Origin of the sequence: Streptomyces rubiginosohelvolus, from assembly GCF_014649875.1 — a bacterium.
Classification (GTDB): Bacteria; Actinomycetota; Actinomycetes; order Streptomycetales; family Streptomycetaceae; genus Streptomyces; species Streptomyces rubiginosohelvolus.
Genome location: NZ_BMTW01000025.1, coordinates 32,045 through 57,731 on the forward strand (window position 1 = coordinate 32,045; position 25,687 = coordinate 57,731).

General features: G+C 72.1%; 24 protein-coding genes. 7 read left to right on the top strand and 17 right to left on the bottom strand.

What is annotated here, in order from left to right:
• Positions 1–54: 54 nt before the first annotated feature.
• From IE134_RS33025 to IE134_RS33055, 7 genes are all read right to left on the bottom strand, one after another.
• Positions 55–966 carry a LysR family transcriptional regulator gene (locus IE134_RS33025; RefSeq protein WP_032785452.1) on the bottom strand — a complete coding sequence of 304 codons (912 nt, stop codon included), beginning with the start codon at positions 964–966 and terminating at the stop codon, positions 55–57.
• A gap of 114 nt (positions 967–1,080) precedes the next feature.
• Entirely contained in the window at positions 1,081–1,860 is a 780-nt protein-coding gene (locus IE134_RS33030; RefSeq protein ID WP_189432677.1) for a S1 family peptidase, read from the bottom strand.
• A gap of 290 nt (positions 1,861–2,150) precedes the next feature.
• Positions 2,151–2,948, bottom strand: coding sequence for a 3-hydroxybutyrate dehydrogenase (locus tag IE134_RS33035; protein WP_032785454.1), 798 nt, complete (start codon positions 2,946–2,948; stop codon positions 2,151–2,153).
• Positions 2,949–3,041: 93 nt separating this feature from the next.
• Complete coding sequence (locus IE134_RS33040; protein ID WP_229823827.1) at positions 3,042–4,520, bottom strand: 3-hydroxybutyrate oligomer hydrolase family protein; 1,479 nt, start codon at positions 4,518–4,520, stop codon at positions 3,042–3,044.
• A 44-nt stretch (positions 4,521–4,564) separates the two neighbouring features.
• Positions 4,565–5,878, bottom strand: coding sequence for an extracellular catalytic domain type 1 short-chain-length polyhydroxyalkanoate depolymerase (locus tag IE134_RS33045; RefSeq protein WP_189432679.1), 1,314 nt, complete (start codon positions 5,876–5,878; stop codon positions 4,565–4,567).
• Positions 5,879–6,117: 239 nt separating this feature from the next.
• Positions 6,118–6,780, bottom strand: coding sequence for a CoA transferase subunit B (locus IE134_RS33050; protein ID WP_098018760.1), 663 nt, complete (start codon positions 6,778–6,780; stop codon positions 6,118–6,120).
• A gap of 1 nt (position 6,781) precedes the next feature.
• Complete coding sequence (locus tag IE134_RS33055) at positions 6,782–7,609, bottom strand: CoA transferase subunit A (RefSeq protein WP_126932320.1); 828 nt, start codon at positions 7,607–7,609, stop codon at positions 6,782–6,784.
• Positions 7,610–7,793: 184 nt separating this feature from the next.
• Here IE134_RS33055 and IE134_RS33060 point away from each other — a divergent pair, with 184 nt between their 5' ends.
• Positions 7,794–7,994, top strand: a complete 201-nt coding sequence (locus IE134_RS33060) for a type II toxin-antitoxin system VapB family antitoxin (RefSeq protein ID WP_010058381.1) — start codon at positions 7,794–7,796, stop codon at positions 7,992–7,994.
• A gap of 37 nt (positions 7,995–8,031) precedes the next feature.
• Here IE134_RS33060 and IE134_RS33065 read toward each other — a convergent pair whose 3' ends face one another.
• Positions 8,032–8,529 carry an NUDIX domain-containing protein gene (locus tag IE134_RS33065; RefSeq protein WP_030722309.1) on the bottom strand — a complete coding sequence of 166 codons (498 nt, stop codon included), beginning with the start codon at positions 8,527–8,529 and terminating at the stop codon, positions 8,032–8,034.
• A gap of 138 nt (positions 8,530–8,667) precedes the next feature.
• On the opposite strand from IE134_RS33065, the gene IE134_RS33070 reads away from it, so the two are divergent.
• Positions 8,668–9,786 carry a glycerate kinase gene (locus tag IE134_RS33070; RefSeq protein WP_030722312.1) on the top strand — a complete coding sequence of 373 codons (1,119 nt, stop codon included), beginning with the start codon at positions 8,668–8,670 and terminating at the stop codon, positions 9,784–9,786.
• Positions 9,787–9,834: 48 nt separating this feature from the next.
• On the opposite strand, the gene IE134_RS33075 is transcribed toward IE134_RS33070, so the two are convergent.
• Positions 9,835–10,587: a PucR family transcriptional regulator gene (locus tag IE134_RS33075; protein WP_189432680.1), complete on the bottom strand. Its 753-nt coding sequence runs from the start codon at positions 10,585–10,587 to the stop codon at positions 9,835–9,837.
• Between the two features lie 235 nt (positions 10,588–10,822).
• Between IE134_RS33075 and IE134_RS33080 the strand changes: the two genes are divergently transcribed.
• Genes IE134_RS33080 through IE134_RS33100 form a run of 5 tightly spaced genes read left to right on the top strand, consistent with a single transcriptional unit; the run spans position 10,823 to position 15,734 of the window.
• Positions 10,823–11,620 carry an ABC transporter ATP-binding protein gene (locus IE134_RS33080; RefSeq protein ID WP_032785466.1) on the top strand — a complete coding sequence of 266 codons (798 nt, stop codon included), beginning with the start codon at positions 10,823–10,825 and terminating at the stop codon, positions 11,618–11,620.
• Positions 11,608–12,405 carry an ABC transporter ATP-binding protein gene (locus tag IE134_RS33085; RefSeq protein WP_189432681.1) on the top strand — a complete coding sequence of 266 codons (798 nt, stop codon included), beginning with the start codon at positions 11,608–11,610 and terminating at the stop codon, positions 12,403–12,405. The genes IE134_RS33080 and IE134_RS33085 overlap by 13 nt, the downstream gene beginning before the upstream one ends.
• The gene (locus IE134_RS33090; RefSeq protein WP_030722321.1) at positions 12,402–13,292 is read left to right on the top strand and encodes a branched-chain amino acid ABC transporter permease; all 891 of its coding nucleotides are present in this window, start codon (positions 12,402–12,404) and stop codon (positions 13,290–13,292) included. The genes IE134_RS33085 and IE134_RS33090 overlap by 4 nt, the downstream gene beginning before the upstream one ends.
• On the top strand, positions 13,285–14,484 hold the full coding sequence (locus IE134_RS33095; RefSeq protein WP_030722323.1) for a branched-chain amino acid ABC transporter permease: 1,200 nt from the start codon (positions 13,285–13,287) through the stop codon (positions 14,482–14,484). Before IE134_RS33090 ends, IE134_RS33095 begins: the two co-directional genes overlap by 8 nt.
• A complete protein-coding gene (locus tag IE134_RS33100; RefSeq protein WP_032785469.1) occupies positions 14,481–15,734 on the top strand; it encodes an ABC transporter substrate-binding protein in 1,254 nt (417 codons plus the stop codon). The genes IE134_RS33095 and IE134_RS33100 overlap by 4 nt, the downstream gene beginning before the upstream one ends.
• A 57-nt stretch (positions 15,735–15,791) precedes the next feature.
• Here IE134_RS33100 and IE134_RS33105 read toward each other — a convergent pair whose 3' ends face one another.
• The 8 genes from IE134_RS33105 to IE134_RS33140 form a co-directional block, all read right to left on the bottom strand.
• Entirely contained in the window at positions 15,792–17,999 is a 2,208-nt protein-coding gene (locus IE134_RS33105; protein WP_098018765.1) for a bifunctional serine/threonine-protein kinase/ABC transporter substrate-binding protein, read from the bottom strand.
• A gap of 55 nt (positions 18,000–18,054) precedes the next feature.
• Positions 18,055–18,903 (bottom strand): hypothetical protein, encoded by an 849-nt coding sequence (locus IE134_RS33110; RefSeq protein WP_098018768.1) that lies wholly within the window; start codon positions 18,901–18,903, stop codon positions 18,055–18,057.
• A gap of 265 nt (positions 18,904–19,168) precedes the next feature.
• The gene (gene pssA / locus IE134_RS33115) at positions 19,169–19,996 is read right to left on the bottom strand and encodes a CDP-diacylglycerol--serine O-phosphatidyltransferase (protein WP_030722336.1); all 828 of its coding nucleotides are present in this window, start codon (positions 19,994–19,996) and stop codon (positions 19,169–19,171) included.
• Between the two features lie 22 nt (positions 19,997–20,018).
• Positions 20,019–20,666 (bottom strand): phosphatidylserine decarboxylase, encoded by a 648-nt coding sequence (locus tag IE134_RS33120; protein ID WP_010058364.1) that lies wholly within the window; start codon positions 20,664–20,666, stop codon positions 20,019–20,021.
• A 180-nt stretch (positions 20,667–20,846) separates the two neighbouring features.
• On the bottom strand, positions 20,847–22,052 hold the full coding sequence (locus IE134_RS33125) for an acyl-CoA dehydrogenase family protein (protein ID WP_189432682.1): 1,206 nt from the start codon (positions 22,050–22,052) through the stop codon (positions 20,847–20,849).
• Positions 22,053–22,101: 49 nt separating this feature from the next.
• Positions 22,102–22,605, bottom strand: a complete 504-nt coding sequence (locus IE134_RS33130; RefSeq protein ID WP_010072684.1) for a MaoC family dehydratase — start codon at positions 22,603–22,605, stop codon at positions 22,102–22,104.
• 2 nt (positions 22,606–22,607) lie between these two features.
• On the bottom strand, positions 22,608–23,582 hold the full coding sequence (locus IE134_RS33135; protein WP_006128710.1) for an HpcH/HpaI aldolase/citrate lyase family protein: 975 nt from the start codon (positions 23,580–23,582) through the stop codon (positions 22,608–22,610).
• Positions 23,579–25,591 (bottom strand): ethylmalonyl-CoA mutase, encoded by a 2,013-nt coding sequence (locus tag IE134_RS33140; RefSeq protein WP_030722341.1) that lies wholly within the window; start codon positions 25,589–25,591, stop codon positions 23,579–23,581. Before IE134_RS33140 ends, IE134_RS33135 begins: the two co-directional genes overlap by 4 nt.
• Between the last annotated feature and the right edge of the window lie 96 nt (positions 25,592–25,687).

Sequence of the window (25,687 nt, forward strand, 5' to 3'; positions counted from 1 at the left end):
CTGTACGCCACAGGGAGCGCCCGGTCCGCTGCTGCGTACCGGTGGGCGGGCGGTTCAGCCCGGGGTGACGCAGCGGGCCTCGAAGGCGGCCCGGACGAGATCGAGGAGGAGGGGGCGGGCCCCGAAGAGGGGTGAGTCGCGGTGCAGGGCGAGCAGATGTCTCCCGAGCAGGGGGTCGCCCGCGAATCTGCGCATGACGACGCCGTCGCGCGCCCGGGCCGCTCCCTGGGCCAGCGCGACGCCGACGCCCTGGGCGATCAGGTCGCACAGGACGCCGAGGTCCCCGATCCGGTGGGGTGACACCCGGGGAGCGAAGCCGGCCGGGGCGCAGGCGTCGGCCAGGGCGCCGTAGTCGTCGCAGCCCGGGTCGTACGGCGGGAGCAGCCAGGTCTCGTCGGCGAGGTCCGCGAGGCCGATCCGGTCCTGCCCGGCGCGGGGGTGACCCGCGGGCAGGATCACGACGACGGGCTCCAGCCCGATGACGTCGACGACGACACCCTCGGGCGGGGTGACGCCGAAGCCGTCCAGGTCGACCATGCACCCGGCGTCGACGGACCGGTCCGCCACCGCGTTCATCGCGTCCCCCGTCGACGGGAACTGGACGAAGGTCACCGGATTGCTCACGGCGGCGGGGAGATGCAGCGTCAGGTGGCTCAGCATCGGCCCGGGGCTGCCGCCGACCGTCACCGGTTCCGCGCCGTCCGCCGGGCGGAGCCGGTAGCCGCGGATCCGGTCGGCGCTGGCGACCGCGGTCCGCGCGTGCGCGAGCACCAGTTCGCCGGCCCGGGTGGGCACCACGCCGCGGGCCGAGCGCTCGAAGAGGGGCTGGCCGAACGACGCCTCGATCCGCCGCAGTTGGGTGGTCATCGCCGGCTGGGAGAGGAACAGGGCGGCGGCTGCCCTGGTCAGGCTGCCCGATTCGGAGATCGCCAGCAGAATGCGGAGGTGCCGCAGTTCCAGGTCCATGGCTGAATGAGGCTAGTTCACTCGCGCATGTCATGTCCATGTGTGCGGCGTGTGTGGGTGGGGCGGATCGGGCGGGCCGGACAGAAGCTCGCCCGGCCCGCCTCCGCGCCGTGACTACGGCGCGCCGGTGTACTGCTGGATCCAGGACCGCCAGGCCGCCAGGTCCGTGTAGACCGCGCCGCCGACACCGCAGGTGCTGCTGTTGCTCCCGCTGCGGCTGGTGGCGCCGGCCAGTTCGAGGCGGCCGTTCCGGTTGACCAGGGCGGGACCGCCGGAGTCGCCGTAGCAGGCGGTGTTGGCGGTGGTGCCCGCGATGCACAGCTCCCGGCTGTTCACCATGCCGGAGCAGGAGCTGTCCGGCAGCACCTTGGTGTCCAGCTGCTTGAGGTAGCGGGGCGCCGAGGAGGAGCAGCCGCGCTGCGGGCAGGTCTGGCCCCAGCCGAGCAGCCGGGTGGCGGAGTTGTCGGCGGGGGTGGCGCCGGTGATCGGTACGGGGGTGTTGGAGACCTGGCTGCTGAGGCGGAGGAGGGCGATGTCCTGGCCGGGCATGCTCTGGCTGTTGGACGGGCGGACGATCTGCGAGACGCCGGCGAGGGTGCCCCCGCTGAGGTGGTCGTTGGAGCCGATCCGGACGCGCAGGGCGGAGGCCGGAAGCGGCCCGTTGCCGTACGTACAGTGCAGCGCCGTGACCATCCAGCCCGGGGATATCAGCGAGGCGCCGCAGTAGTGGCCGCCGTTGACCTGGATGGAGCCCATGAACGAGTAGGTGGAGGTGGCCTGTTCGCCGCCGACGATCGGTTTCGGGGCGGCTGACGCGGTGCCGGTGAAGGCCGGGGCGGCGACGGCCACGCCGAGGGCGATGCCCGCGGCGACCAGGGAGCGGGGCAGGAGCATGGGAGATCCTCCGTGAGGGCGGCATGGGGGGTGAGGGGGTGGCCGGCGGGTCCTTCTCGCGGTTCTTTCTTGTTCGTGAACCGTCAACCTGCCGTCCACAGGAGTATGTGAGGCCCTCGCACCCGCCCGCCAATGTCAGCGGCCCATAACGTCCGGGAGTACCGCGCGGTAGAAGCCTCCCGGCCCTCCCGGCCCTCCCGGCCCTCCCGGCCCTCCCGGCGCTCGCGGCGCTCGCGGCGCTCCCAGTCCTCCCGGCACCCCCGGCCGAACCGCCCCGCTGCCCGGCCTCGTCAGCGGGCGCCCCAGCCCCCGTCCACGGGGAGCGAGGCGCCGGTGATGTATCCGGTGTGGGGGCCGCAGAGCCAGAGACAGACCGCGGCGACCTCGTCGGGCTCGATCAGCCGCTTGATCGCGGAGCGCTCCAGGAGGATGTCGGTGACGACCTCCTCCGGGGGGATCCCGTGCGCGGCGGCCTGGCCCGCGATCTGGCCCTCCACCAGGGGGGTGCGGACATAGCCGGGGTTGACGCAGTTGCTGGTCACCCCGTGCGGGGCGCCCTCCAGAGCGGCCACCTTGCTCAGCCCCTCCAGGCCGTGCTTGGCGGCGACGTAGGCGGACTTGAAGGCGCTGGCCCGCAGCCCGTGCATGCTGGAGACGTTGACGATCCGGCCCCACCCGCCGGCGTACATGTGCGGAAGGCACTGCCGCATCAGCAGGAACGGGGCGGTCACCATCACCTGCTGGATCAGCGCGAAGCGGGCCGGCGGGAACTCCTCGATGGGGGACACGTGCTGCAGTCCGGCGTTGTTGACCAGGACGTCCACCCCGGTCGGCAGCGTCCCGACCGCCTCCGCGTCGGCCAGGTCCACGACGTGGGCCACCCCGCCGATCGCGGCGGCGACGGACTTGGCGCTCTCCGCCTCCCGGTCGACCACGTGCACCAGGGCCCCGGCGGCGGCGAGCGCCTCGGCGGTGGCCCGCCCGATGCCGCTGCCGCCGCCGGTGACGAGGGCGGTACGACCCCTGAGGTCCACGGCCCCGGCGCCCGGCGCCGGGGAAGCGGAGGCTGCGTGAAATTGGCTCGTCATGGCCGGAACGCTAGAGACACCCGGCCGGACATCCCATGGCGTGAAGCTCCACAGTGAGCGGGGAGGAGGTGGTGGACTCCGCCACCCGCCCGGCTACCCGTCGAGGGGGCACCGGGTGAGCCGCTCGGCGGGAGTGGTTCCCGCGGGCAGCTTCAGGGTGCGGCTCGACGGGGGACGCCGGCCGTCGTCCAGCCAGCGTTCCAGCGCCGCGGCCGCCGAACGGTGACACGGCACGAGCGGACGCAGCCGGTCGGGGAAGGCGTCGACGAGCGAGTCCACATGCGTGCCGCCCTCGACGCGGTAGTAGCGGTGGAGCGCACCGTACCCCTGCTGCCGCACCATCCGTGCGTACGTGTCCGAGGTCCGGGAGATCGGGAGCAGCACGTCCAGGGTGCCGTGGAAGCTGATCAGCGGTTTCCCGATCCGGCCGGTCAGAGCGATCTTCGCGACCGCGTCGCGGACCTCGTCCGGCCGCCGGTCGTACGCGTAGTCGGCGTCGCAGGCCGGGGTTCCGGGTGCGCAGAAGGGCGTGCCGGCCTCGGTCGCGCCGTCGAAGCCGGGGTCGAGTTCCTCCCGGTAGATCCGCTGGGTGAGGTCCCAGTAGTACTGGTGGTGGTACGGCCACAGGAACTCCGAACCGGCCGGGTATCCGGCGGCCGTCATGGTCCGGTGCGCGTCCTCGGCGTCGGCGCCCCCGGCCGCGTAACGCGGGTAGGCGCGCAGGGCGGGCGGCAGGAAGGTGAGCAGGTTCGGCCCGTCCGCCCGCCAGAGTGCGCCCTCCCAGTCCACCCCGCCGTCGTACAGCTCCGGACGGTTCTCCAGTTGCCAGCGCACCAGATAGCCGCCGTTGGACATGCCCATCGCCAGCGTGCGGGAAGGGGGCCGCAGATAGCGCTGGGCGACCACCAGCCGGGCTGCGCGGGTGAGTTGGGTGTACCGGGTGTTCCACTCGGCGATGGCGTCACCGGGCGCCCGGCCGTCCCGGTGGAAAGCGGCCGAGGTGTTGCCCTTGTCGGTGGCGGCGAACGCGTAACCCCGGGCGAGCGCCCAGTCCCCGAAAGCCCGGTCGTTGGCGTACTGCTCGCGCACCCCCGGCGAGCCGGCCACCACGAGGCCGCCGTTCCAGCGGTCGGGGAGCCGGATCACGAACTGGGAGTCGTGGTTCCACCCGTGGTTGGTGTTGCCGGTCGACGCGTCGGGGAAGTGGCCGTCGATCTGGATGCCCGGTACGCCCCTGGGGGTGGCCAGGCCCTCCGGGGTGAGCCCCGCCCAGTCCGCCGGGTCCGTGTGCCCGGAGGCCACCGTCCCCGCCGTCGTCAACTCCGCCAGGCAGTCGGCCTGTTGGCGATCGGCCCCGGGCACGCGGAGGACGTCCTGGCGGGCGCAGTGCCCGTGCCCGCCGGAGTCCCGGCCAGGCGGGGCCGCGGCGGACGGGGCCGCCGTCCAGGCCGTCAGCACGGCCGCCGCGACCGCCGCCCCGCGCAGCCACCGGCCCCGGGGTGGGCGGCGGGCGTCGTCGTGGCGTGGTCCGGCGCGCCGGGGTGCCGGTGGTGCCGGTGGTGGGGTCAGCATGAGAGGTGCCTCCGTCGGGTGGGCGATGTGCGGGTGGCCGGGTATCAGGGGCAGGAGCCGTCGGCGATGACGTAGTGGCCCGCCGGGGACTCCTTGAGGGTGTGGGTCACGAAGGTGTTGTAGAGCCCCAGGTGCTGGCCGGAGCCCTTGGCGTACACCTGGCCGCCGGTGGTGGTGGCCCGGCCGGCGCGTACGTGCTCGTAGTTGTTCGCCGTCCAGCAGGCGGCGGGCTCGGTGGGCGGGTCCACGGGCGGCTCGGGGGTGGTGGTGCTGTCGAGGCCGAAGAACCGGGTGATCCAGTAGCCGGAGCAGATCGAGTCGATGAAGTGCTGGGTGCCGGTCGCGCCGCACTGCTCCGCGCCGCTGCCCGGATCGACCGGGGTGCCGTGCCCGATGCCGGGCACCCGGTTGACCTCGACGGCGCTCGCGCCGCCGTCCGCCGCCAGATACTCGCTCCTGCGCGTGCTGTTGGGGCCGATCGTGGAGGTACGGTCCGGGGTCTGGCCGAGCCCGTGCACCGCGGTCCACTGGTCCCGCAGCTCGTCGGCGTTCCTCGGGGCGACGGTCGCGTCGTTGTCCCCGTGCCAGATCGCCACCCGGGGCCAGGGGCCCGCGAAGCCGGGGTGCGCGTCCCGGACGGCCTGCGCCCACGCCGCCGGGGTGCGGTCCACGCCGGGGCTCATGCAGCCGAAGGCCGAGACGACGTCGGTCCCGCAGCCGTACGGGATGCCGGCGACGACCGCGCCCGCGGCGAACACGTCCGGGTAGGCGGCCAGCATGACGGAGGTCATCGCCCCGCCCGCGGAGAGGCCCGTGACCTGGACCCGGCCGGTGTCCGTGCCGTAGGCGGTCGCGGCGTGCGCGACCATCTGCCGGATCGACGCGGCCTCGCCCTGGCCTCGCCGGGTGTCGCCCGGCTGGAACCAGTTGAAGCACTTGTTGGCGTTGTTGGCGGCGGTGGTCTCGGCGTACACGACCAGGAAGCCGTGGCGGTCGGCGAAGGTGTTGAGACCGGCGTTGTCGGAGTAGACCTGTGCGCTCTGGGTGCAGCCGTGCAGGGCGACGACCACGGGCGCGTTCGCGGGCAGGGCCGCGGGCCGGTACACGTACATGTTCAGGCCGCCGGGGTTGGCCCCGAACGAGGTGACCCGCTCCAGGGCGGCGGCCGCCCGCGCCTCGGCGGCCGCGGGAGCGGCCGGCGCCGCCTCGGCGACCCCCGGTCCTGCCAGGGCCGCCCCGGTGGTCAGCGCGACGACGGCGGCGAACCGGCGGACGGTACGGCTCCACCGCCCGCCGCGTCCTGGCCCGGGCGGCGGGGCGCCGGGCGGAGCAGGGCGCGAGGGAACGACGTACGGCATGGTGACCTCCCGTGGGACGGTGCACGGGATCGCCCGTGATCCCGTGACCCCGGCCGGGGCTCGCCGGGTGGCGGCGGGGCGGCCGAGGTGCGGTCACCGTAGGAAGCGGGCGGGTGGCCGGGTAATGGCGATGCCCTCCACAACCGGCCCGGGAGCCGGGGGCCATGAGCTGTTGCCGGGAGGGCGCCCGGCTGCTACGGGGGAGAGTCCAAGGGCGTCCCGGTCAACGCGCTGACCGCTCAGGCCACTTGGGTCGCCGATGCCAGGTCGTGCGCCACGGTCAGCTCCGCCCCGGTCGCGGCCCGCACCTGATCGATCGTCACCCCGGCCGCCACCTCCCGCAGCAGGAAGCCGTCGGGGGTGACGTCCAGCACCGCGAGATCGGTGATGATCCGGTGCACGACTCCCCGGCCGGTCAGCGGCAGGGAACACTCCGCGAGGAGCTTGGGGGAGCCGTCACGTGCCGTGTGCTCCGTCAACACGATGACGTGCCGGGCCCCGTGGACGAGATCCATGGCACCGCCCATCCCCTTCACCATCCTGCCGGGGATCACCCAGTTCGCCAGATCGCCGGAGGCGGACACCTGCATCGCCCCCAGGACCGCCACGTCGATGTGCCCGCCCCGGATCATCGCGAAGGAGAGCGCGGAGTCGACACAGGACGCCCCGGGCAGCAGGGTCACCGTCTCCTTGCCCGCGTTGATCAGGTCGGCCCTGACCTCGGAGGCGACGGGGTAGGGGCCGACGCCGAGGATGCCGTTCTCGGACTGGAACACGACCTCGACGCCGTCCGGCAGGTGGTCGGGGATGAGCGTCGGCAGACCGATGCCGAGGTTGACGTAGGAGCCGTCGGGCAGCTCCCGTGCGGCGCGGGCCGCCATCTGCGTACGCGTCAGCGGCATGTCAGCGGTTTCCTTCCTGAACGGCGGGGGCGGCAGGGGCGGCGGGGACGGCAGCGGCGGAGTGGGCAGGGCGGACGGTCAGACGCTCGACGCGCTTCTCGGCGCGCGGATCGTCCGTCCCGACGGGGACGACCCGCTGGACGAAGATCCCGGGCAGATGGACGTCGTCGGGGGCGAGTTCGCCCGGCTCGACGAGTTCCTCGACCTCCGCCACGGTGATACGCCCGGCCATCGCGGCGAGCGGGTTGAAGTTGCGGGCGGAGGAGTCGAAGCGGAGGTTTCCGTGCCGGTCGCCCACGGCGGCACGCACCAGCGCGAAATCGGTGGTGATGCCCTCTTCCAGGAGATGCTCCCGCCCGCCGAAGACCCGGGTCTCCCTGGGCGGTGAGGCGACCGCGACGGAGCCGTCCGCGCCGTGCCGCCAGGCCAGCCCGCCCTCGGCGATCACGGTGCCCGCTCCGGCCGGTGTGTAGAACGCCGGGATGCCCGAACCGCCCGCGCGCAGCCGTTCCGCCAGGGTGCCCTGGGGGACGAGCTCCACCTCCAGTTCGCCCTGGAGGTACTGGCGCGCGAACTCCTTGTTCTCCCCGACGTAGGAGCTGGTCATCCGCGCGATCAGCCCCGCCCGCAGCAGAAGCCCCAGACCCCAGTCGTCCACCCCGCAGTTGTTGGACACCACCCTGAGCTCACCGGCTCCCCGCTCCAGCAGAGCGTGGATCAGCAGTCCGGGTATGCCGCACAGTCCGAAACCGCCGACGGCCAGCGACGCCCCGCGCCCCACGTCCGCGACCGCGTCCGCCGGGTCGGCGACCACCTTGTCCCTGCTCATCCGTCCACCTCTCGCCGCATCGACTGCGCACGAGACTAGGAATCCGGGACGGCCCCGGCGATGGTGGACGGCCACACATCGAGGCCCGCCAGGATGGTGGCGACGGCGATGCGCCACCCGGCAGGACGCGGTGCTCTTCGGAGAACCTGGCCCCGGCCGGAACACGCCGGGGTAGGGTCCGCGCATGGCCAAGGTGACCGTCAGTCTGGATGCCGAACTCGTCGTCGAAGCGATGGTCCTCGCGGGGGTGGGGAACCCGCAGGACGCCGTCGAACTCGTGGTGCGCGACTACATCGCGCGCGGCCACCGCACCGAGGCCCTCGTCGCCGAGCGGGAGGGCGCGGCGCGCGAGGTGGAGATCAAGCCCGAGGCGCAGCAGGGCTGACCGCCCCGCCCGGCCACCGGTGGGCGGCCGGCGGCCCTTACGCGACCGGCTCGCCGTCCTCCAACTCCACCGGACCGCCGCCCGACGTCAGGGCCCCCAGCGCGGCCCGGACCCGGCCGCAGAGCGTGCCCAGCAGGTAGGCGTCCAGATCGGCGGGGTCCACCAGCCGCCAGGACAGCAGCTCCTCCTCCTGGAGCCGGATCGCCGCCAGCCGCTCGGCGGTGAGCACCCCGCCGTCGTACACGTACGCCACGATCGGCGGCCGGCCCGCGCCCCGCACCCAGTCCACGGCGAGCAGCCGTCCCGGGGCCACGTCGAGTCCGATCTCCTCCGCCGTCTCGCGGCGGGCGCCCTGCCGGGGGCCTTCGCCCGTCTCCGATTCGACGGTCCCGCCGGGCAGCGCCCAGCCCTTGCGGTAGTTCGGCTCGACCAGCAGGATCCGCCCGTCCGCGTCGCGGAAGATCGAGGCGGCACCGGCGAGGACCCGGGGGAGCCCGGCGATGTACGTGGCGTAGTCGGCATCGGGAGTCGTCACGGCCGACAGCGTAGTGGCCGGGGCCGGACCGCACGGCCGTGGACGGCCATGGGCAGATCAGGGGTCGTGCGGATAGGGTCGGGGCGGCGCGACTGCCTGTTCGAAAGCAAGGGATGCAAGGTGACGGACGGAGCAGATGTGGAGACCGCCCGCGTGCTCGTGGCGGCGGACAAGTTCAAGGGCTCGCTCACGGCCGTACAGGTCGCGGAGCGGGTGACGGCCGGGCTGCGGCGCGTCGTCCCCGGCCTGGCGGTGGAGACCCTGCCGGTCGCGGACGGCGGCGACGGTACGGTCGCGGCGGCGGTGGCCGCCGGATTCGAGCGCCGCGAGGCGCGGGTGACCGGCCCCCTCGGCGACCCGGTGACGGCGGCGTACGCGCTGCGCGGGGACACCGCCGTGGTGGAGATGGCCGAGGCCTCGGGCCTCCAGCACCTGCCCGACGGGGTGTTCGCCCCGCTCACGGCCACCACGTACGGCTCGGGTGAGCTGCTGAAGGCCGCCCTGGAGGCCGGGGCGACGACGATCGTCTTCGGGGTCGGCGGCAGCGCCACCACCGACGGCGGCGCGGGCATGCTCGCCGCCCTGGGCGCCCGCTTCCTGGACGGGGACGGCAAGCCCGTCGGCCCCGGCGGCGGACCGCTCGCGACGCTGGCCGAGGCGGACCTCTCCGGGCTCGACCCGCGCCTGGCGGACGTCGACCTGGTCCTGGCCAGCGACGTGGACAACCCGCTGACCGGGCCCAAGGGGGCGCCCGAGGTGTACGGGCGGCAGAAGGGCGCGAGCGAGGAGGACATCGCGGTCCTCGACGCGGCCCTCACGCACTACGCCTCGATCCTGGGACCGGAGACGGCGGACCTGCCCGGCGCCGGTGCGGCCGGAGGCATCGGCTACGGGGCGCTCGTCGCCCTCGGCGCCCGTTTCCGCCCCGGCATCGAGGTCATGCTCGACGTCCTCGGCTTCGCGCCCGCGCTCGCCCGCGCCACGCTGGTGATCACGGGCGAGGGCTCGCTCGACGAGCAGACCCTCCACGGCAAGGCCCCGGCCGGGGTCGCCGCCGCCGCCCGCGCGGCCGGGATCGAGGTCGTCGCGGTCTGCGGCCGCCTCGCCCTGCCCCCGGAGGCCCTGGAGAAGGCGGGCATCCGCCGCGCCTACGCCCTCGCCGAACTGGAACCGGACCCGGCGGTGTCCATGGCCCAGGCGGGCCCGCTGCTGGAGCGGGCTGCGGAGTCGATCGCGCGGGACTTCCTGGCGGGCTGACGACCGGACGACCGGCTGTCGTCGGCCCCGCTCCGTGGCGGTCCCCGCTCACGGCGGTGCCGACGACAGCCGCAGCACGTCCAGCGCCAGCACCAGGTCCACCAGTTCACGCGGCCGGGACAGTGAGCGTGCGGTCAGCCGTTCCAGGCGGCGCAGCCGGTTGAAGACCGTGTTGCGATGACAGCCCAGCCGGGCCGCCGCCCGGCCCACCGAACCCCCGCATTCCAGCCAGGTCTCCAGCGTCTCCACCAGCAGTGACCGCTCCGCCGGTACGAGCGTCAGCAGCGGGCCGAACACCTCCGCCAGCAGCCGGGTGGACAGCTCCGGGCGGCTCACCAGCAGGGCCGCCGGAAGCCGCTCGTCCAGCCGGACGATCTCCCGGCTGCCCGGCTCGCACGTCAGCAGCGCCGTGCCCGCCAGCCGGCGCGCGGCGCCCACCTCCGCCAGGGAGCCCACCACCGGGCTCACCCCTCCCGGCCCGGCACCCAGCTTCCTGAGCCGCGCCGCCGCCCGGGCCGGACCCGCCGGGCCCAGCAGCACCACCGCGACCTCCCGGCCGCCCTCCCGGGTCTCCACCTCGCCCGGGGAACCCTCCGCCGTGCCCCACCACCAGCGCGACCCGTCCGCGTCCGGGCCCTCGACCACCGCCGCGTCCGGCACCGGTGTGCCCAGCACCACCACGGCGTAACGGCCCCGCTCCGGCAGCCCGAGGGCGCGCGCCGCACGGGTCACCAGGGCCGGCGTGGCCCCGCCCGCCAGCAGTGGGCCGAGCAGCGCCCCGTACCGCGTTCCACGCCGCATCCGCCGCTCCGTCCCCGGGTCCGGGCGCTCCTGATGACCGATGAGGATGCCACCGGCCCCGGCCGCGGGCGCCCGCCCGTCACGGCGTCTGTGCGCGTGCACAACGAGGCCCTTCGTTCGCTGGTCACCCGCATCGAGTCCGCCCCGCCCCGTGGACGCACGTCCCGCCCGGTGCTGGTCTGTGGCACCACCCCCACAGACCAGCACGACACACATGGCGGAAGGAGGAGGACGCATGGCAACGCTGGAGATCCGCTCGCTGTCCGTCGGCTACGGCCCGGTCCGGGCCCTGCGCGACATCTCGGTCGACGTACCGGACGGCGGGATCACCGCCGTGCTCGGCGGCAACGGCGCGGGCAAGACCACGCTGCTGCGGGCCGTGTCGCGGACCCTCGGCTTCCACCGCGGGACGGGCACCGGGACCATCCGGTTCGACGGCCAGGCCCTGGAAGGGCTGCGGCCCGCCCAGGTGGTGGCCGCGGGAGTGGTCCAGGTACCGGAGGGCCGGCAGGTCTTCGCCCGGATGACGGTGGCCGACAACCTGCGGGCGGGCGCCCTCGGGGCACGCGGCGGGCGCAAGGAGACCGGCGCGGCGCTCGCCCGGGTGCACGAACTGTTCCCGGTGCTCGCCGACCGCGCGCACCAGCGGGCCGGGCTGCTGTCCGGCGGCGAGCAGCAGATGCTGGCCATGGGCCGCGCCCTGATGGCGGGACCCAGGCTGCTCCTGCTGGACGAACCCTCGCTCGGCCTCGCCCCGCTGATGGCGGCCAGGATCGCCGAGACCGTGCAGGAGATCAACGCGGGCGGCACCTCCGTCATGCTCGTCGAGCAGAACGCCGCGATCGCCCTGCGCCTCGCCTCCACGGCGTACGTCCTCGACGTCGGCGAGGTCGCCCTGTCCGGGCCCGCCGACGAACTCGCCGCCTCCGACGAGGTGCGCCGCCGCTATCTCGGCGTCGTCGACGAGGACGCGGCGGCGGACGCCGACCCGGCCGCCCGCACCCGGCGCACCCTGAGCAGGTGGTCCGCGTGACGACCACCGCGCCCAGCACCACGGCCGCCCTCGCCGTTCAGGACGTCACCGTCCGCTTCGCCGGACTCACCGCCCTCGACGCCGTCTCCTTCACCGTCGAACCCGGCAGCGTGCACGCCGTCATCGGGCCCAACGGCGCCGGCAAGTCCACCTGCTTCAACGTTCTGTCCGGGGTCTACCGCGCCTCCTCCGGGCGCGTCCGCCTCGGCGACACCGAGCTCACCGGACTCCCGCCGCACGCCATCGCGGACCTCGGAGTCGCCCGCACCTTCCAGAACCTGGCGCTGCCCCCGCACGCCACCGTCGCCGACAGCCTTCTCCTCGGCCGCCACCGGCTGACCCGCTCCGGGTTCCTCGCCACCGGTCTGCGGCTTCCTTCCGCTGTCCGTGAGGAGCGGCACCACCGCGAGCGGGTCCACGAGATCGCCGCGTTCATCGGGCTGGAGGGGGAGTTGGAGCGGCCCGCCGGATCGCTTCCGTACGGGCAGCAGAAGCTCGTCGAGCTCGGCCGCGCGCTGTGCATGGAGCCGAAGGTCCTGCTGCTCGACGAGCCGATCGCCGGGATGACCGCGGACGAGCGCCGCCGCACCGCCGCCGTCGTGGCCGACGTACGCGACAGCCTCGGCATCTCCATCGTGCTGGTCGAGCACGACATGGGGGTGGTGATGCGGCTCGCGGACGCGGTGACCGTACTCGACTTCGGACGACGGATCGCCGGGGGCACCCCCGCCGAGGTCCAGAACGATCCGGCCGTCGTCCAGGCCTACTTGGGAGCACCTCAATGACCACGTTCGTCGAACTCCTCCTCGGCGGCCTGTCGATCGGCTCGGTCTACGCACTCATCGCGCTCGGGTTCGTCGTCATCTTCAAGGCCACCGAGGTCGTCAACTTCGCCCACGCGTCCCTGCTGTTGGCAGGCGGCTACGTCACCGCCGTGCTCCACGACGACATCGGGTTCTGGCCCGCCCTGCTCGTCGGCATCGCCGGCGCCGCGGCCGTCGGCGCTGCCATCGAGTTCTTCGTGATGCGCCGCTACCGGGGCAGCGACCACAGTGTCCTCGCCATCGTCACCATCGGCGTCGACATCCTCCTCATCACCGAACTCACCCGCCGCATGGGCACGGACGTCCTCGCCCTCGGCGACCCCTGGGGCAACGAGGTCGTCCAGATCGGCGGCATCACCCTCGCCCAGACCCGCATCGCCGCGTTCCTCGCCGCCGGGCTGCTGATCACGGTGTTCCTGCTCGCCTTCCGCTACACCTCGTGGGGTGTGTCGATGCGGGCCGCCGCCGAGAACCCGCAGACGGCGGCGCTCATGGGCATCAGGCTGGGGCGGGTCTCGCTCGCCGCCTGGGCGGTCGCCGGGGCGCTGGCCGCCGTCGCCGCGCTCTTCCTCACCGTGTTCCCGACCCCGGGCCTGGAGCGCGCCACCTCGCTCGCCGCACTCAAGGCGTTCCCCGCCGCCATCCTCGGCGGGCTCGACTCCACCACCGGGGCGCTGGCCGGCGGACTCATCGTGGGCGTCACCGAATCGCTCGCCACCGGCTACCAGAGCGATCTCTCCTTCCTCGGCCGGGGCATCGGCGATCTGGCGCCCTACCTGGTGATGGTGGCCGTCCTGCTGATCCGCCCCGCGGGACTCTTCGGCACGAAGGAGCTGGCCCGTGTCTGACACCACCGCCGAAGCCCCCGCCGCCCCCGCCGTGACCGCTCCCGTACGCGGCGGCGGACCGGAGAGCATCACGGACCGGCTGCGCAGCCCCCGTACGTACGCCGTCCTCATCGGCTCCCTGCTGCTCCTCGTCCTTCCGTTCTACCTGGACCGCTTCTGGCTCCAGGCCGGACTGTTCGCGATGGCTGCGGCGATCGGCGCCATCGGGCTCAACATGCTCACCGGCGCCACCGGCCAACTCTCCATGGGCCACGCGTTCTTCCTCGCCGTCGGCGCGTACGGCTACTGCGTCCTCGCGGGGGAGAGCAGCACCGAGAACGGCCACACGCTGACCGGCCTCGGTCTTCCCACCTGGCTGGCCGCGATCCTCGCGGTGCTGCTCGCCGGGGCGGCGGGCGGCATCTTCAGCCCCATCGCCGGGCGGCTGCGCGGCGCCTACCTCGGCATCGCGACCCTCGCGCTGATCTTCATCGGGCAGCACGTCCTGTTCAACGCGGGATCGCTGACCGGCGGTTACAACGGCCGGGCCGTACCGCCGCTGTCCGTCTTCGGGTTCACCTTCGACGACTCCGAACTCGTCGTCGCCGCCGTCCCGTTCGGTTCCTCGGAGAAGCTCTGGTACGCGGGTCTGCTCGCGCTCCTGCTGAGCGCCCTGTTCGCCCGGGGCGTGCTGCGCGGCCGGCCCGGACGCGCCATGAACGCCATCCGCGACCACCGGATCGCGGCCGGGGTGATGGGTGTGCCCGTGGCCCGCTACCGGGCCGGCGTCTTCGTCCTGTCCTCGATGTACGCGGGCCTCGCGGGCGTCCTGCTCGCCCTGGTCTTCCAGCGGACCGTGCCCGAGTACTTCGGCATGATCCTGTCCCTCGAATACCTCGCCATGATCGTCATCGGCGGTCTCGGCAGCGTCGCGGGAGCCGTGATCGGCGCCGCCTTCGTCTCCCTGCTCCCGCAGGTGTTCACGCACTACAGCGACTCCCTGCCGCTGGTCTCCGCCCCCGGCACGGGCGGTCTCGCACCCGGTGAGGCGTCCCGCTATCTGTACGGCGCCGCGGTGGTCGCGGTGGTCCTGTTCCTGCCCGGCGGCCTCGCCCGCCTCGGCCTCGCCCGCACGAAGAAGCCGCAGGCTCCGAAGAATCCGGCTGTTCCGAAGCAACCAGCGGCTCCGAAGAATCCAGGGGAGAAGTCATGAAACTGAGAGTGCTCACGGCCGTCGTCGCGGCCCTCGCCGTCACCCTCGTCGGGTGCAGCGGCAAGGCGACCGAAGGAAAGGCGGACGAGGAGGGCAAGGGCGGGATCAAGACGGGTCCCGGGGTCTCCTCCTCGACGATCTCCCTCGGGGTGCTGACCGACATGACCGGCGTCTACGCCTCGCTGGGCAAGAGCGTCACCCAGGCCCAGCAGCTGTGGGTGAAGCAGACCAACGACGCGGGCGGCATCTGCGACCGGAAGATCGAACTGACGGTCCGCGACCACGGATACGATCCGCAGAAGGCCATCGCCGCGTACACCGAACTGGTGCCGGACGTGGCGGGCTTCGCCCAGTTCATCGGCTCCCCGTTCGTCGCCGCCGTCGAACAGCGCATCGACGGCCAGGACAAGGGCCTCGTCCTGCCGCAGGCCTGGTCGGCGAACCTGCTGGGCTCCCCGTACATCCGCGTCATCGGCGCCACCTACGACGTCGAGACGATCAACCTCATCGACTACCTCCTCGCCGAGAAGCGCATCGCGAAGGGCGACAAGATCGGTCACGTCTACTTCGAGGGCGACTACGGCGAGAACGCGCTCGTCGGCTCGAAGCACGCGGCGAAGGAGGCCGGGCTCACCGTCGTCGAGCAGAAGATCAAGCCGACCGACAACGACATGACGGCCCAGGTCGCCGCCCTCAAGCAGGCCGGCGTCAAGGCCGTGGTCGTCAGCGCAGGCCCCCGCCAGGCCGCCTCGCTCGTCGGCGTCGCCGCGGCCACCGGCTTCAACGTCCCGGTCGTCGGCAACAACTCGGCCTTCGCGCCGCAGCTGTTGAAGACCCAGGCGGGCCCGGCCCTGCTCAAGGACTACTACGTCGCCTCCTCCACCCTGCCCATCGGCGACCCGGGCGACGGACCCGCCAAGCTCGCCAAGGAGTACGCCGCCCAGTACCCGAAGGACGTCCTCGACAACGGCGTCGTCGCCGGCTACACGGCGGCCTCCCTCTTCGGCGAGGCCCTGTCCAAGGCCTGCGACGACAAGGACCTCACCCGCGAGGGCATCGACAAGGCGCTCCTCACGATCAAGGGGTACGGGACCGAGTTCGGGGTGACGCACGACTTCTCGGACCCGAAGGCGCCGTCCACCCGGGAGAGCGTCATCATGAAGCCCGACGCCGCTGCCGCCGGCGGGCTGAAGGTGGTCCGGCCGGCCGAGGTCGCCCCGGCGGCCGAGTCCTTCACCATCGGCGACTGAGCCCCGCGTCGGGAGGGCTGACCGGAGACTGACGGAGGTCTGACCGGGGCAGCCCGGTCAGACCTCCCGGCCGTCCATCCCGATGTACCGGAAGCGGCCCCGCTCCACCCGGTAGATGAAGACCCCGGTCCCGGTGTACATCCCGTTGGCGGACTCGAAGGCGTAGCTCTTGGACACGCCCTTGTACGAGGTCGTCCGCAGCGCGGGCAGCAGGTCCTGGCGCGTCAGCTTCTCCCGGCCCAGCCCCTGGGCGCAGGAGGCGATCAGCCCCACCGCGTCGTACGCCTCGGCCGCGAACAGCGGCGGCGCGTGGTCGAAGCGCTTGCGGTAGGCGGCGGCGAACGGGTGCACCGAGGGTACGGACGCGGGGTCGGCGGCCGTCGAGACGACCAGCCAGCCCGCCGCGTCCTCGCCCGCCTCCGCCAGGAACCGAGGATCGTGCACGGCCTGGGTGGCGATCTTCGGCCCCAGGAACCCGGCCCGGGTCAGCGACTTCGCGAGCCGTCCGGCGTCCCGCCACCCGCCCCCGTACACCACCGCCCCCGGCTGCTTCGCGACGATCCGCTCGGCCTCCGCGTCCAGGTCGCGCGTGCCTTCCCGTACGGTCTCCGCGAACACGGTGCGGCCGTTCCCGCGCAGCCCCGCGTCGAGGAAGCGGGTCGTCTGGCGGCCGTACTCGGTACCGTCGTCGACCAGCGCCACCTGGTCGATCTCGTACGCCCCGAGGAACTCCGCCACCGGCAGCATCTGCATGTCGTTGCGCGGCCGGGCGCACAGGAAGATCCGGTTCAGATGGCGGATGTCCCCGTCGACCACGCTGAGCAGGGGGAGCGCCGCCTCGTCGTACGCGACCAGCGCCTCCCGGGCCGCGTCCGTGCCGGTCGCGCCGATCGCCGCCACCAGGAGCGGGTCCTCGGCGAACCGGCGCACCGCCGCCTTCGCCCGTTCCTCGTCGCCCCCGTCGTCGACCGTGGTCAGCCGCAGCGTGAACGGCGCGTCGTCCCGCGCGTTGTGCTCGGCCACCGCGAGCCGGGCTGCCTTGTCCTGCCCCTTGCCGACGGCCGCGGACGGGCCGCTGAGGTCGGCCTGGAGCCCGATGTGCAGCTCGGGGCGGGCCGTCTTCCCGTCGCCGTCCCCTTCGCCGCCCGGGTCCTTGTCGTCGCCGGAGGAGACCAGCCACGCGGCGGTGCCGCCCGTCGCGGCGATGGCCGCGCCCCCGGTGACGTACGCGAGGAAGCGACGGCGGCCGGGGGAGGGGGCCACGGCAGTCGTCTCCCGGCTGCCGTTCCCGGCCCCGGTGCCCGTGTCAGGGCCGGCGAACGGGCCACCGTCCGAGCCGCTGCCCGGACCTCCGGCCCCGCCCGCGTCCAGGCTCGTCGCGTCGATGTCGGGCAGGGCCAGCATCCGCGCCGAGCGCTCGGCGATCAGATGGGTGACCGGGCCGGGCAGCCAGCTGCCGCCCGCCAGATCCTCGGCGAACGCCTGCCGGATGTCCGCCGCCGTCGGACGGTCCTCGGGCTCCTTGGCCAGGCACGCCTCGACGACCGGGAGCAGCCCGGGCGGCAGCGCGCTCAGGTCCGCCGTGTCGTGCACGGTGCGGAACAGCATCGCCTCCACCGGGCCGGTGCCGAACGGCCGCCCGCCGGTCGCCGCGTACACCAGGACGCAGCCCAGCGAGAAGACGTCGCTCGCCGGGCCGATCCGCCGCCCCTGCGCCTGCTCGGGGGAGAGGAAGCCGGGGGAGCCGACGATCACGTCGGTCGCCGTGAGGACGGTGTCGTCCAGGGCCCGCGCGATCCCGAAGTCGATCAGCCGGGGGCCGTCCAGACCCAGCAGCACGTTGCCGGGCTTCACGTCCCGGTGCACCAGGCCCGCCGCGTGGACGGCCTCCAGCGCCTCCGCGAGCATCGAGCCCAGCGCCCGCACCCCGCGCTCCGGCAGCGGACCCCCGCTGCCGACCGCCTCGCTCAGGGCGGGCCCGGGCACGAACTCGGTGGCCAGCCACGGGGCCGGCGCCTCGGTGTCGGCGTCGACCACCGGAACCGCCCACCGGTTGCGGACCTGCCGGGCGATCGCCACCTCCCGCCGGAAGCGGGCCCGGAAGCCGGAGTCGTCGGCGTACTCCGCGCGGATCAGCTTGATCGCCACCAGCGCGCCGCCGGGCGACCGGCCCAGCAGCACCACGCCCATGCCCCCGGCGCCGAGGCGGCCGAGGACGCGGTACCCGGCGATCCGTGCCGGGTCGGTGGAACGGAGCGGTTCCATCAGGGGTCAGTGCCTTTCGTCCGGGCGCGCGGTCACTTCGGTTCCAGGCCCGCGGTCACTTCAGTTCCAGCTCGACGCGGTAGAGCACCTTGGCGCCGCCCTCGGCGGCGATCCGCAGCAGGTCGGTGTTGGTGTAGCCCTTGGCGCCCTTGACCGACACGGCGGTCGTCACCGGGCCGATCCGGGACTTGGACCAGACGTAGTCCTGGACCCCGCCCGACTCCGGGCCGGTGTACTTCCCCGCCTCGAACAGCGAGGCGTCCGCGTTGCGCACGTCCTTCTGGTCGAACTGGAGGGACATCAGACCGCTGAGGCGCTGCCCGCCGCCCAGCTCCTGGTTCGGGCACCGGAAGCTCTCCTGGACGGTGTCCTTGATCTCCCGGTCGGCCCCCGCCTCCGTCCGGTGCACGGTCACGGTCACCGCCCCCTGCACCCGGCCCTTGCCGCCCTGCGCCGGGATGTCGAGCCGCCGCGTGAAGCTGTCCAGGACGCCCGAGGGCAGCGCGGAGCGGGTCCAGACGCAGGAGTCCGGAAGCACGGGCCAGCTGCCGCCGCTCTCGTACGGGGTGTGCCGGACCATCCCCGCCGTCCAGTCGTTCTCCCCGAGCGCGGCGTCACGGGTCAGCTTCCGCGCCTGGGCCGCGTTCTTCGGGACCCGGTCCGGGTCCGGCGTGAAGTCGTAGGCGCTGGGCAGCGCGCCCGGCAGCGTGGACTGCTTCGGGTCGGGCTTCTTCGACGCCCCCGTCTTCTCCCCGCCGGTCGCCGGGCCGCCCTGCTTCGCCGATCCGCTCGGCTTGGGGTCGGGCCCGTCCTTGTCCTTCGACGCCGACCCGCCGCATCCGGCCAACAGCACCCCCGCCGCCGCGGCCGCCGCCACGCGTGTCCCCACCAGCATCAGCTTCATCTCGGACCCCCCGGTCCCCCGGACCGCCCCCTGGCCGAAATGGCCCGGGTGTCGGTTGCGAGGAGATTCTAGAAGCCGGGTCCGGCGGAGGGACGGGAACCTGGTACTCACCCCGATACCGAAAATTCTCAGCCATGGGGAGGGCTTCGCCTCTGGCGGCCGGACGCGCGCGGTGGTAGGGCCGTCCTGCGCGGCGGAAACGCACGAGGGCCCGGATGCCGGGGAGCATCCGGGCCCTGAGGACCTGCCGTCACATCACGTACCGCTACGGCAGCTGCGCCGCCCGCGCCTCGCGCCGGTTGTCACGGAACGTGTTCACCCGTCGCGCCGTGGCGAACAGCGGGATCACCGCGCCGAGCACCACCTGGAGCGCGCAGCCCGTCTGGAGCAGCAGCTGACCGCCGGGGGCGTCGAACGCCCAGGCGGCGAGCAGCCCCATCGCGGCCACGATCCAGCCGAGCATCGCCACCGCGAGGACGCCCCGCGGCTTGGGGTACTCCACCCGGCTCACCATCAGCCAGGCCACGCCGACGATCGCGAGCAGCGTCGGCACGAAGGGCAGCTCCAGGAGCACGATCGAGACGACCGTCAGCGCTCCGAAGGGGCTCGGCATGCCCTGGAACATGCCGTCCTTCAGTGTCACGCAGGAGAATCTGGCCAGCCTGAGCACCACCGCCAGCAACACGACGATCGCCGCCAGTGCCGACACCCGCTGGTGGGCGTCGTCGGCGACCATGCCGTACACGAGCACGAAGTAGGCCGGTGCGAGCCCGAAGCTGATCAGGTCCGAGAGGTTGTCCAGCTCGGCACCCATCGGCGAGGAACGCAGCTTGCGCGCGACGAGTCCGTCGAACAGGTCGAAGATCGCGGCCATCAGCATGAGGATCACGGCGGTGGCGGCCGAGTGCCGGGCCATGCCCGTCTCGTCGCTGCCCGTGAGGTGCGGGATCAGAATGCCCGTGGTGGTGAAGTACACCGCCATGAACCCGCACGTCGCGTTACCGAGCGTGAGCGTGTCTGCTATCGACAGCCGCATCGACAGCGGCATGTCCTCCGTGCCGTCGACGTCGTTCTCGTCGTCGGCCTCCGGCACCCAGTCGGTCTTACTGTCAGGATCAATCACGGTCAATTCGAGTCACCCCCGCGGTGGTGGCCTGACCGACCTCGACCGCGACATCGATCCCCTCCGGGAGGTAGATGTCCACGCGCGAGCCGAAGCGGATCAGGCCGATGCGCTCGCCCTGCTCCACCTTCGTGCCCTCGGGGAGGTACGGCACGATCCGACGGGCGACCGCTCCCGCGATCTGCACCATCTCGATGTCGCCGAGCTCGGTGTCGAAGTGCCAGACAACGCGCTCGTTGTTCTCGCTCTCCTTGTTGAACGCCGGAACGAACCCGCCCGGGATGTGCTCGACCGACGTCACGGTGCCCGCCAGCGGCGCGCGGTTGACGTGGACGTTGAGCGGGCTCATGAAGATCGCGACGCGGGTGCGCCCGTCCTTCCACGGCATGATGCTCTGCACCACGCCGTCGGCCGGGGAGATGACCCGGCCTTCGGTGATCTCGCGCTCGGGGTCACGGAAGAACCACAGCATGCCCGCCGCGAGCGCGGTGGTGGGCACGGCCGCTGCTGCCCAGCGCCCCGACTTGCGGGCGCGGGCCAGGCTGAGGGCTGCGGTGGCGACGGTCGGCAGGAGCCACGGCGATGCTCCGCGGGCGATGCGGACCCCGCCGCGGGATGCGGTGGAAGTGCTGTCGGGCATGAATGACCTTCGTAGCGGATGATGCCGCGCTGGCAACGGGGGACGGCGGCTTTCCGAAGATGCTATCGGTTGCCGGGCGCAACTGGGCAAGCCAGCAGCCGAGTCGGACTGTCGAACGCCGCCCGTCGAGGGTGACCCGGTGTGACGTTCTTCGCCACCAAATCACCCTGAAACGGACAATCAGCCCTGGAATCGGTACTCCTCCAGGAGTCGCCGGCCAATGATCATTTTCTGGATCTCGGCGGTACCTTCACCGATCAGCAGCATCGGCGCCTCGCGGTAGAGGCGCTCGATCTCGTACTCCTTGGAGAAGCCGTAGCCGCCGTGGATGCGGAAGGCGTCCTCGACGACTTCCTTGCAGTACTCGGAGGCGAGGTACTTCGCCATCCCTGCCTCCAGGTCGTTACGCTCCCCGGAGTCCTTTTTGCGTGCTGCATTGACCATCATCGCATGAGCGGCTTCGACCTTGGTGGCCATTTCGGCCAGTTTGAACTGGATCGCCTGGTGCTGGGCGATCGGTTTGCCGAAGGTGTGACGCTGCTGGGCGTACGAAACGCCCAGTTCGAATGCACGCTGCGCGACACCGCAGCCACGCGCGGCGACATTCACCCGGCCGACTTCGACGCCGTCCATCATTTGGTAAAACCCTCGGCCGGTCGTGCCCCCGAGAACGCGATTGGCCGGAATGCGCAGGTCGTCCATGATGAGCTCGGTCGTGTCGACGCCCTTGTAGCCCATCTTGTCGATCTTCCCGGGGATGGTCAGACCGGGCCGGACCTCTCCGAAGCCGGGCTCCTTCTCCACCAGGAAGGTCGTCATCGACTTGTGCGGCGCGGTGCCCTCGGGGTGGCCTTCGTCACTCCGGGCCAGAACAGCCACCAAAGTAGACGTTCCGCCATTCGTCAGCCACATCTTCTGGCCGTGGAGAACGTATTCGTCGCCGTCCTTCACGCCCTTGGACGAGATCGCCGAGACGTCCGAGCCGAGCGCCGGCTCGGACATCGAGAAGGCCCCGCGCACCTCGCCGAGGGCCATCCGCGGCAGGAACGTGTCCTTCTGCTCCTGCGTGCCGTGCTGCTTGAGCATGTAGGCCACGATGAAATGCGTGTTGATGATGCCCGACACACTCATCCAGCCGCGCGCGATCTCCTCCACGCACAGCGCGTAGGTGAGCAGCGACTCACCCAGCCCCCCGTACTCCTCGGGGATCATCAGCCCGAACAGGCCGAGTTCCTTGAGCCCCTCGACGATTTCCGTGGGGTACTCGTCGCGGTGTTCCAGCTGGGTCGCGACCGGAATGATCTCCTTGTCGACGAAATCCCGGACCGTGGAAAGGATTTCCCGCTGGATGTCGTTCAGACCGGCGGTCTGGGCGAGTCGCGTCATGGCTGCTTCTCCTGTGGCTTCACGCGGATGGCCTTAAGGCTTCACACAGTTACTTGGCGGGCGTCGGGCGGCCGGGCTGCTCGCCGCCCCGCTCCTTGATGTACGTCTCGGTGGGAACCATCACCTTGCGCCGGAACACGCACACGACCGTGCCGTCCTGCTTGTAGCCCTTGGTCTCCACGTACACGATGCCGCGGTCGTTCTTGGACTTCGACGGGGTCTTGTCCAGCACGGTCGTCTCGCCGTAGATCGTGTCGCCGTGGAAGGTCGGCGCGATGTGCTTGAGCGATTCGACCTCCAGATTGGCGATGGCCTTTCCGGAGACGTCCGGTACCGACATGCCGAGCAGCAGCGAGTAGATGTAGTTGCCGACGACCACGTTCTTACCGAAGTCGGTCGTCTTCTCCGCGTAGTTGCTGTCCATGTGCAACGGGTGGTGATTCATGGTCAGCAGACAGAAGAGGTGGTCGTCGTACTCCGTGACCGTCTTTCCGGGCCAGTGCTTGTAGACGGCACCGACCTCGAACTCCTCATACGTGCGTCCGAACTGCATGATCAGGCCTCCGGGGCTTCGAACTTGGACGTGCGCTGCATTCCTGCGGCCCGGCCCTTGCCCGCGATGACCAGGGCCATCTTGCGGCTGGCCTCGTCGATCATCTCGTCGCCGAGCATCGCGGAGCCCTTCTTGCCGCCCTCCTCGGAGGTGCACCAGTCGTAGGCGTCGAGGATCAGCTCGGCGTGGTCGTAGTCCTCCTGCGAGGGCGAGAACACCTCGTTCGCCGCGTCGACCTGGCCCGGGTGCAGCACCCACTTGCCGTCGAAGCCGAGGGCGGCGGCGCGGCCGGCCACCTCGCGGTAGGCGTCCACGTCACGGATCTGGAGGAACGGGCCGTCGATCGCCTGGAGGTCGTGCGTACGGGCCGCCATCAGGATGCGCATCAGGATGTAGTGGTAGGCGTCCGCCGGGTAGCCGGGCGGCTGCTGGCCGACGACCAGGGTCTTCATGTTGATCGACGCCATGAAGTCGGCCGGGCCGAAGATCAGCGTCTCCAGGCGCGGCGAGGCGGCGGCGATCTCGTCGATGTTCACCAGACCCTTGGCGTTCTCGATCTGCGCCTCGATGCCGATCTTCCCGACCTCGAAGCCCATCGTCTTCTCGATCTGGGTCAGCAGCAGGTCCAGCGCCACGACCTGCTGGGCGTCCTGGACCTTCGGCAGCATGATGCAGTCGAGATTGGGGCCCGCACCCTCGACGACCGTGATGACGTCCCGGTACGTCCAGTGCGTCGTCCAGTCGTTGACCCGCACGACCCGGGTCTTGCCGCTCCAGTCACCGTTGTTGAGCGCGTCCACGATGTGGTGGCGGGCGCCCTCCTTGGCGAGCGGCGCGCAGGCGTCCTCCAGGTCCAGGAAGACCTGGTCGGCCGGGAGGCCCTGGGCCTTCTCCAGGAAGCGCGGGTTCGAGCCTGGCACGGCCAGACACGAGCGGCGCGGGCGCAGACGGTTGACCGAGGGGGTGGGCGTGGTCATGCGGGGACCTCCAGAGGGTCGAGCTTGTTCGCTTTCCGGATCTCGTCGACGATACGGCCGATGATCTCCGTGATGCCGAAGTCCTTCGGGGTGAAGACGGCGGCCACTCCGGCTTCGATGAGTGCGGCGGCGTCGGCCGGCGGGATGATGCCGCCCGCGATCACCGGGATGTCCGGCGCCCCGGCCTCCCGCAGCCGGTGCAGCACGTCGGGGACCAGCTCCGCGTGCGAGCCGGACAGGATGGACAGGCCCACACAGTGCACGTCCTCGGCGAGCGCCGCGTCGGTGATCTGCTCGGGGGTCAGCCGGATTCCCTGGTAGACCACCTCGAACCCGGCGTCCCTGGCCCGTACGGCGATCTGCTCGGCCCCGTTGGAGTGCCCGTCCAGGCCCGGCTTGCCGACCAGCAGACGCAGTCGCCCGACACCCAGGTCGGCGGCGGTCCGGGTGACCTTCTCGCGGACCCGGGCGAGCGTGCTGCCCGGCTCCGCGGTGACCGCGACCGGGGCGGAAGAGACCCCGGTGGGGGCGCGGAACTCGCCGAAGACGTCCCGCAGCGCCCAGGACCACTCGCCGGTGGTGACGCCCGCGCGGGCGCACTCGACGGTGGCTTCCATCATGTTCTCGGTGCCCGCGGCGGCCTTCTTCAGCGCGGCCAGCGCCTCCGACGCCCGCGCCTCGTCGCGGTTGTCCCGCCACTCGTGCAGGGCCGCGACGACCCGGGCCTCGTTCTCCGGGTCGACGGTCATGATCGCGCCGTCGAGGTCGGAGGTGAGCGGGTTGGGCTCGGTGGACTCGTAGATGTTGACGCCGACGATCTTCTCGTCGCCCGCCTCGATCCGGGCCCGCCGGGCCGCGTGCGAGGAGACGAGCTCGGACTTGAGATAGCCGGACTCGACGGCCGCCATCGCGCCGCCCATCTGCTGGATCCGGTCGATCTCCGCCAGCGACTCCTCGACCAGGGCGTCCACCTTGGCCTCGATGACGTGCGAACCGGCGAAGATGTCCTCGTACTCCAGCAGATCGCTCTCGTGCGCCAGCACCTGCTGGATCCGCAGCGACCACTGCTGGTCCCAGGGCCGGGGCAGCCCCAGCGCCTCGTTCCAGGCCGGCAGCTGCACCGCGCGCGCCCGGGCGTCCTTGGAGAGGGTGACGGCCAGCATCTCCAGGACGATGCGCTGGACGTTGTTCTCCGGCTGTGCCTCGGTCAGGCCGAGGGAGTTGACCTGGACGCCGTAGCGGAAGCGGCGCTGCTTGGCGTCGGCGATGCCGTACCGCTCGCGGGTGACGCGGTCCCAGATGCGGCCGAAGGCGCGCATCTTGCACATCTCCTCGACGAAGCGGACGCCCGCGTTCACGAAGAACGAGATGCGGGCGACCACGTCACCGAACTTCTCCTCGGGCACCTGGCCCGAGTCGCGGACCGCGTCGAGCACCGCGATGGCGGTCGACATGGCGTACGCGATCTCCTGGACCGGGGTGGCCCCCGCCTCCTGGAGGTGGTAGCTGCAGATGTTGATCGGGTTCCACTTGGGGATGCGGTTGACCGTGTACGTGATCATGTCCGTGGTCAGCCGCAGCGAGGGCACCGGCGGGAAGACGTGCGTCCCGCGCGAGAGGTACTCCTTCACGATGTCGTTCTGCGTCGTCCCCTGGAGCTTGGTGGGGTCGGCCCCCTGCTCCTCCGCGACCACCTGGTAGAGCGCCAGCAGCCACATGGCGGTCGCGTTGATCGTCATCGAGGTGTTCATCTGCTCCAGGGGGATGTCCTGGAACAGCCGCCGCATGTCACCGAGGTGCGAGACGGGAACACCGACGCGGCCCACCTCGCCGCGGGCGAGAATGTGGTCCGGGTCGTATCCGGTCTGCGTCGGCAGATCGAAGGCGACCGAGAGACCCGTCTGGCCCTTGGCGAGGTTGCGGCGGTACAGCTCGTTGGACGCCTCGGCGGTCGAGTGACCGGCGTACGTCCGCATGAGCCAGGGCCGGTCCTTCTGACGTTCGTTCATCGGAGAACCTCAGACGTTGCGGAAGCGGTTGATGGCGTCGATGTGCTGCTCGCGCATTTCCTGGTCGCGGACGCCCAGGCCCTCGCGGGGGGCCAG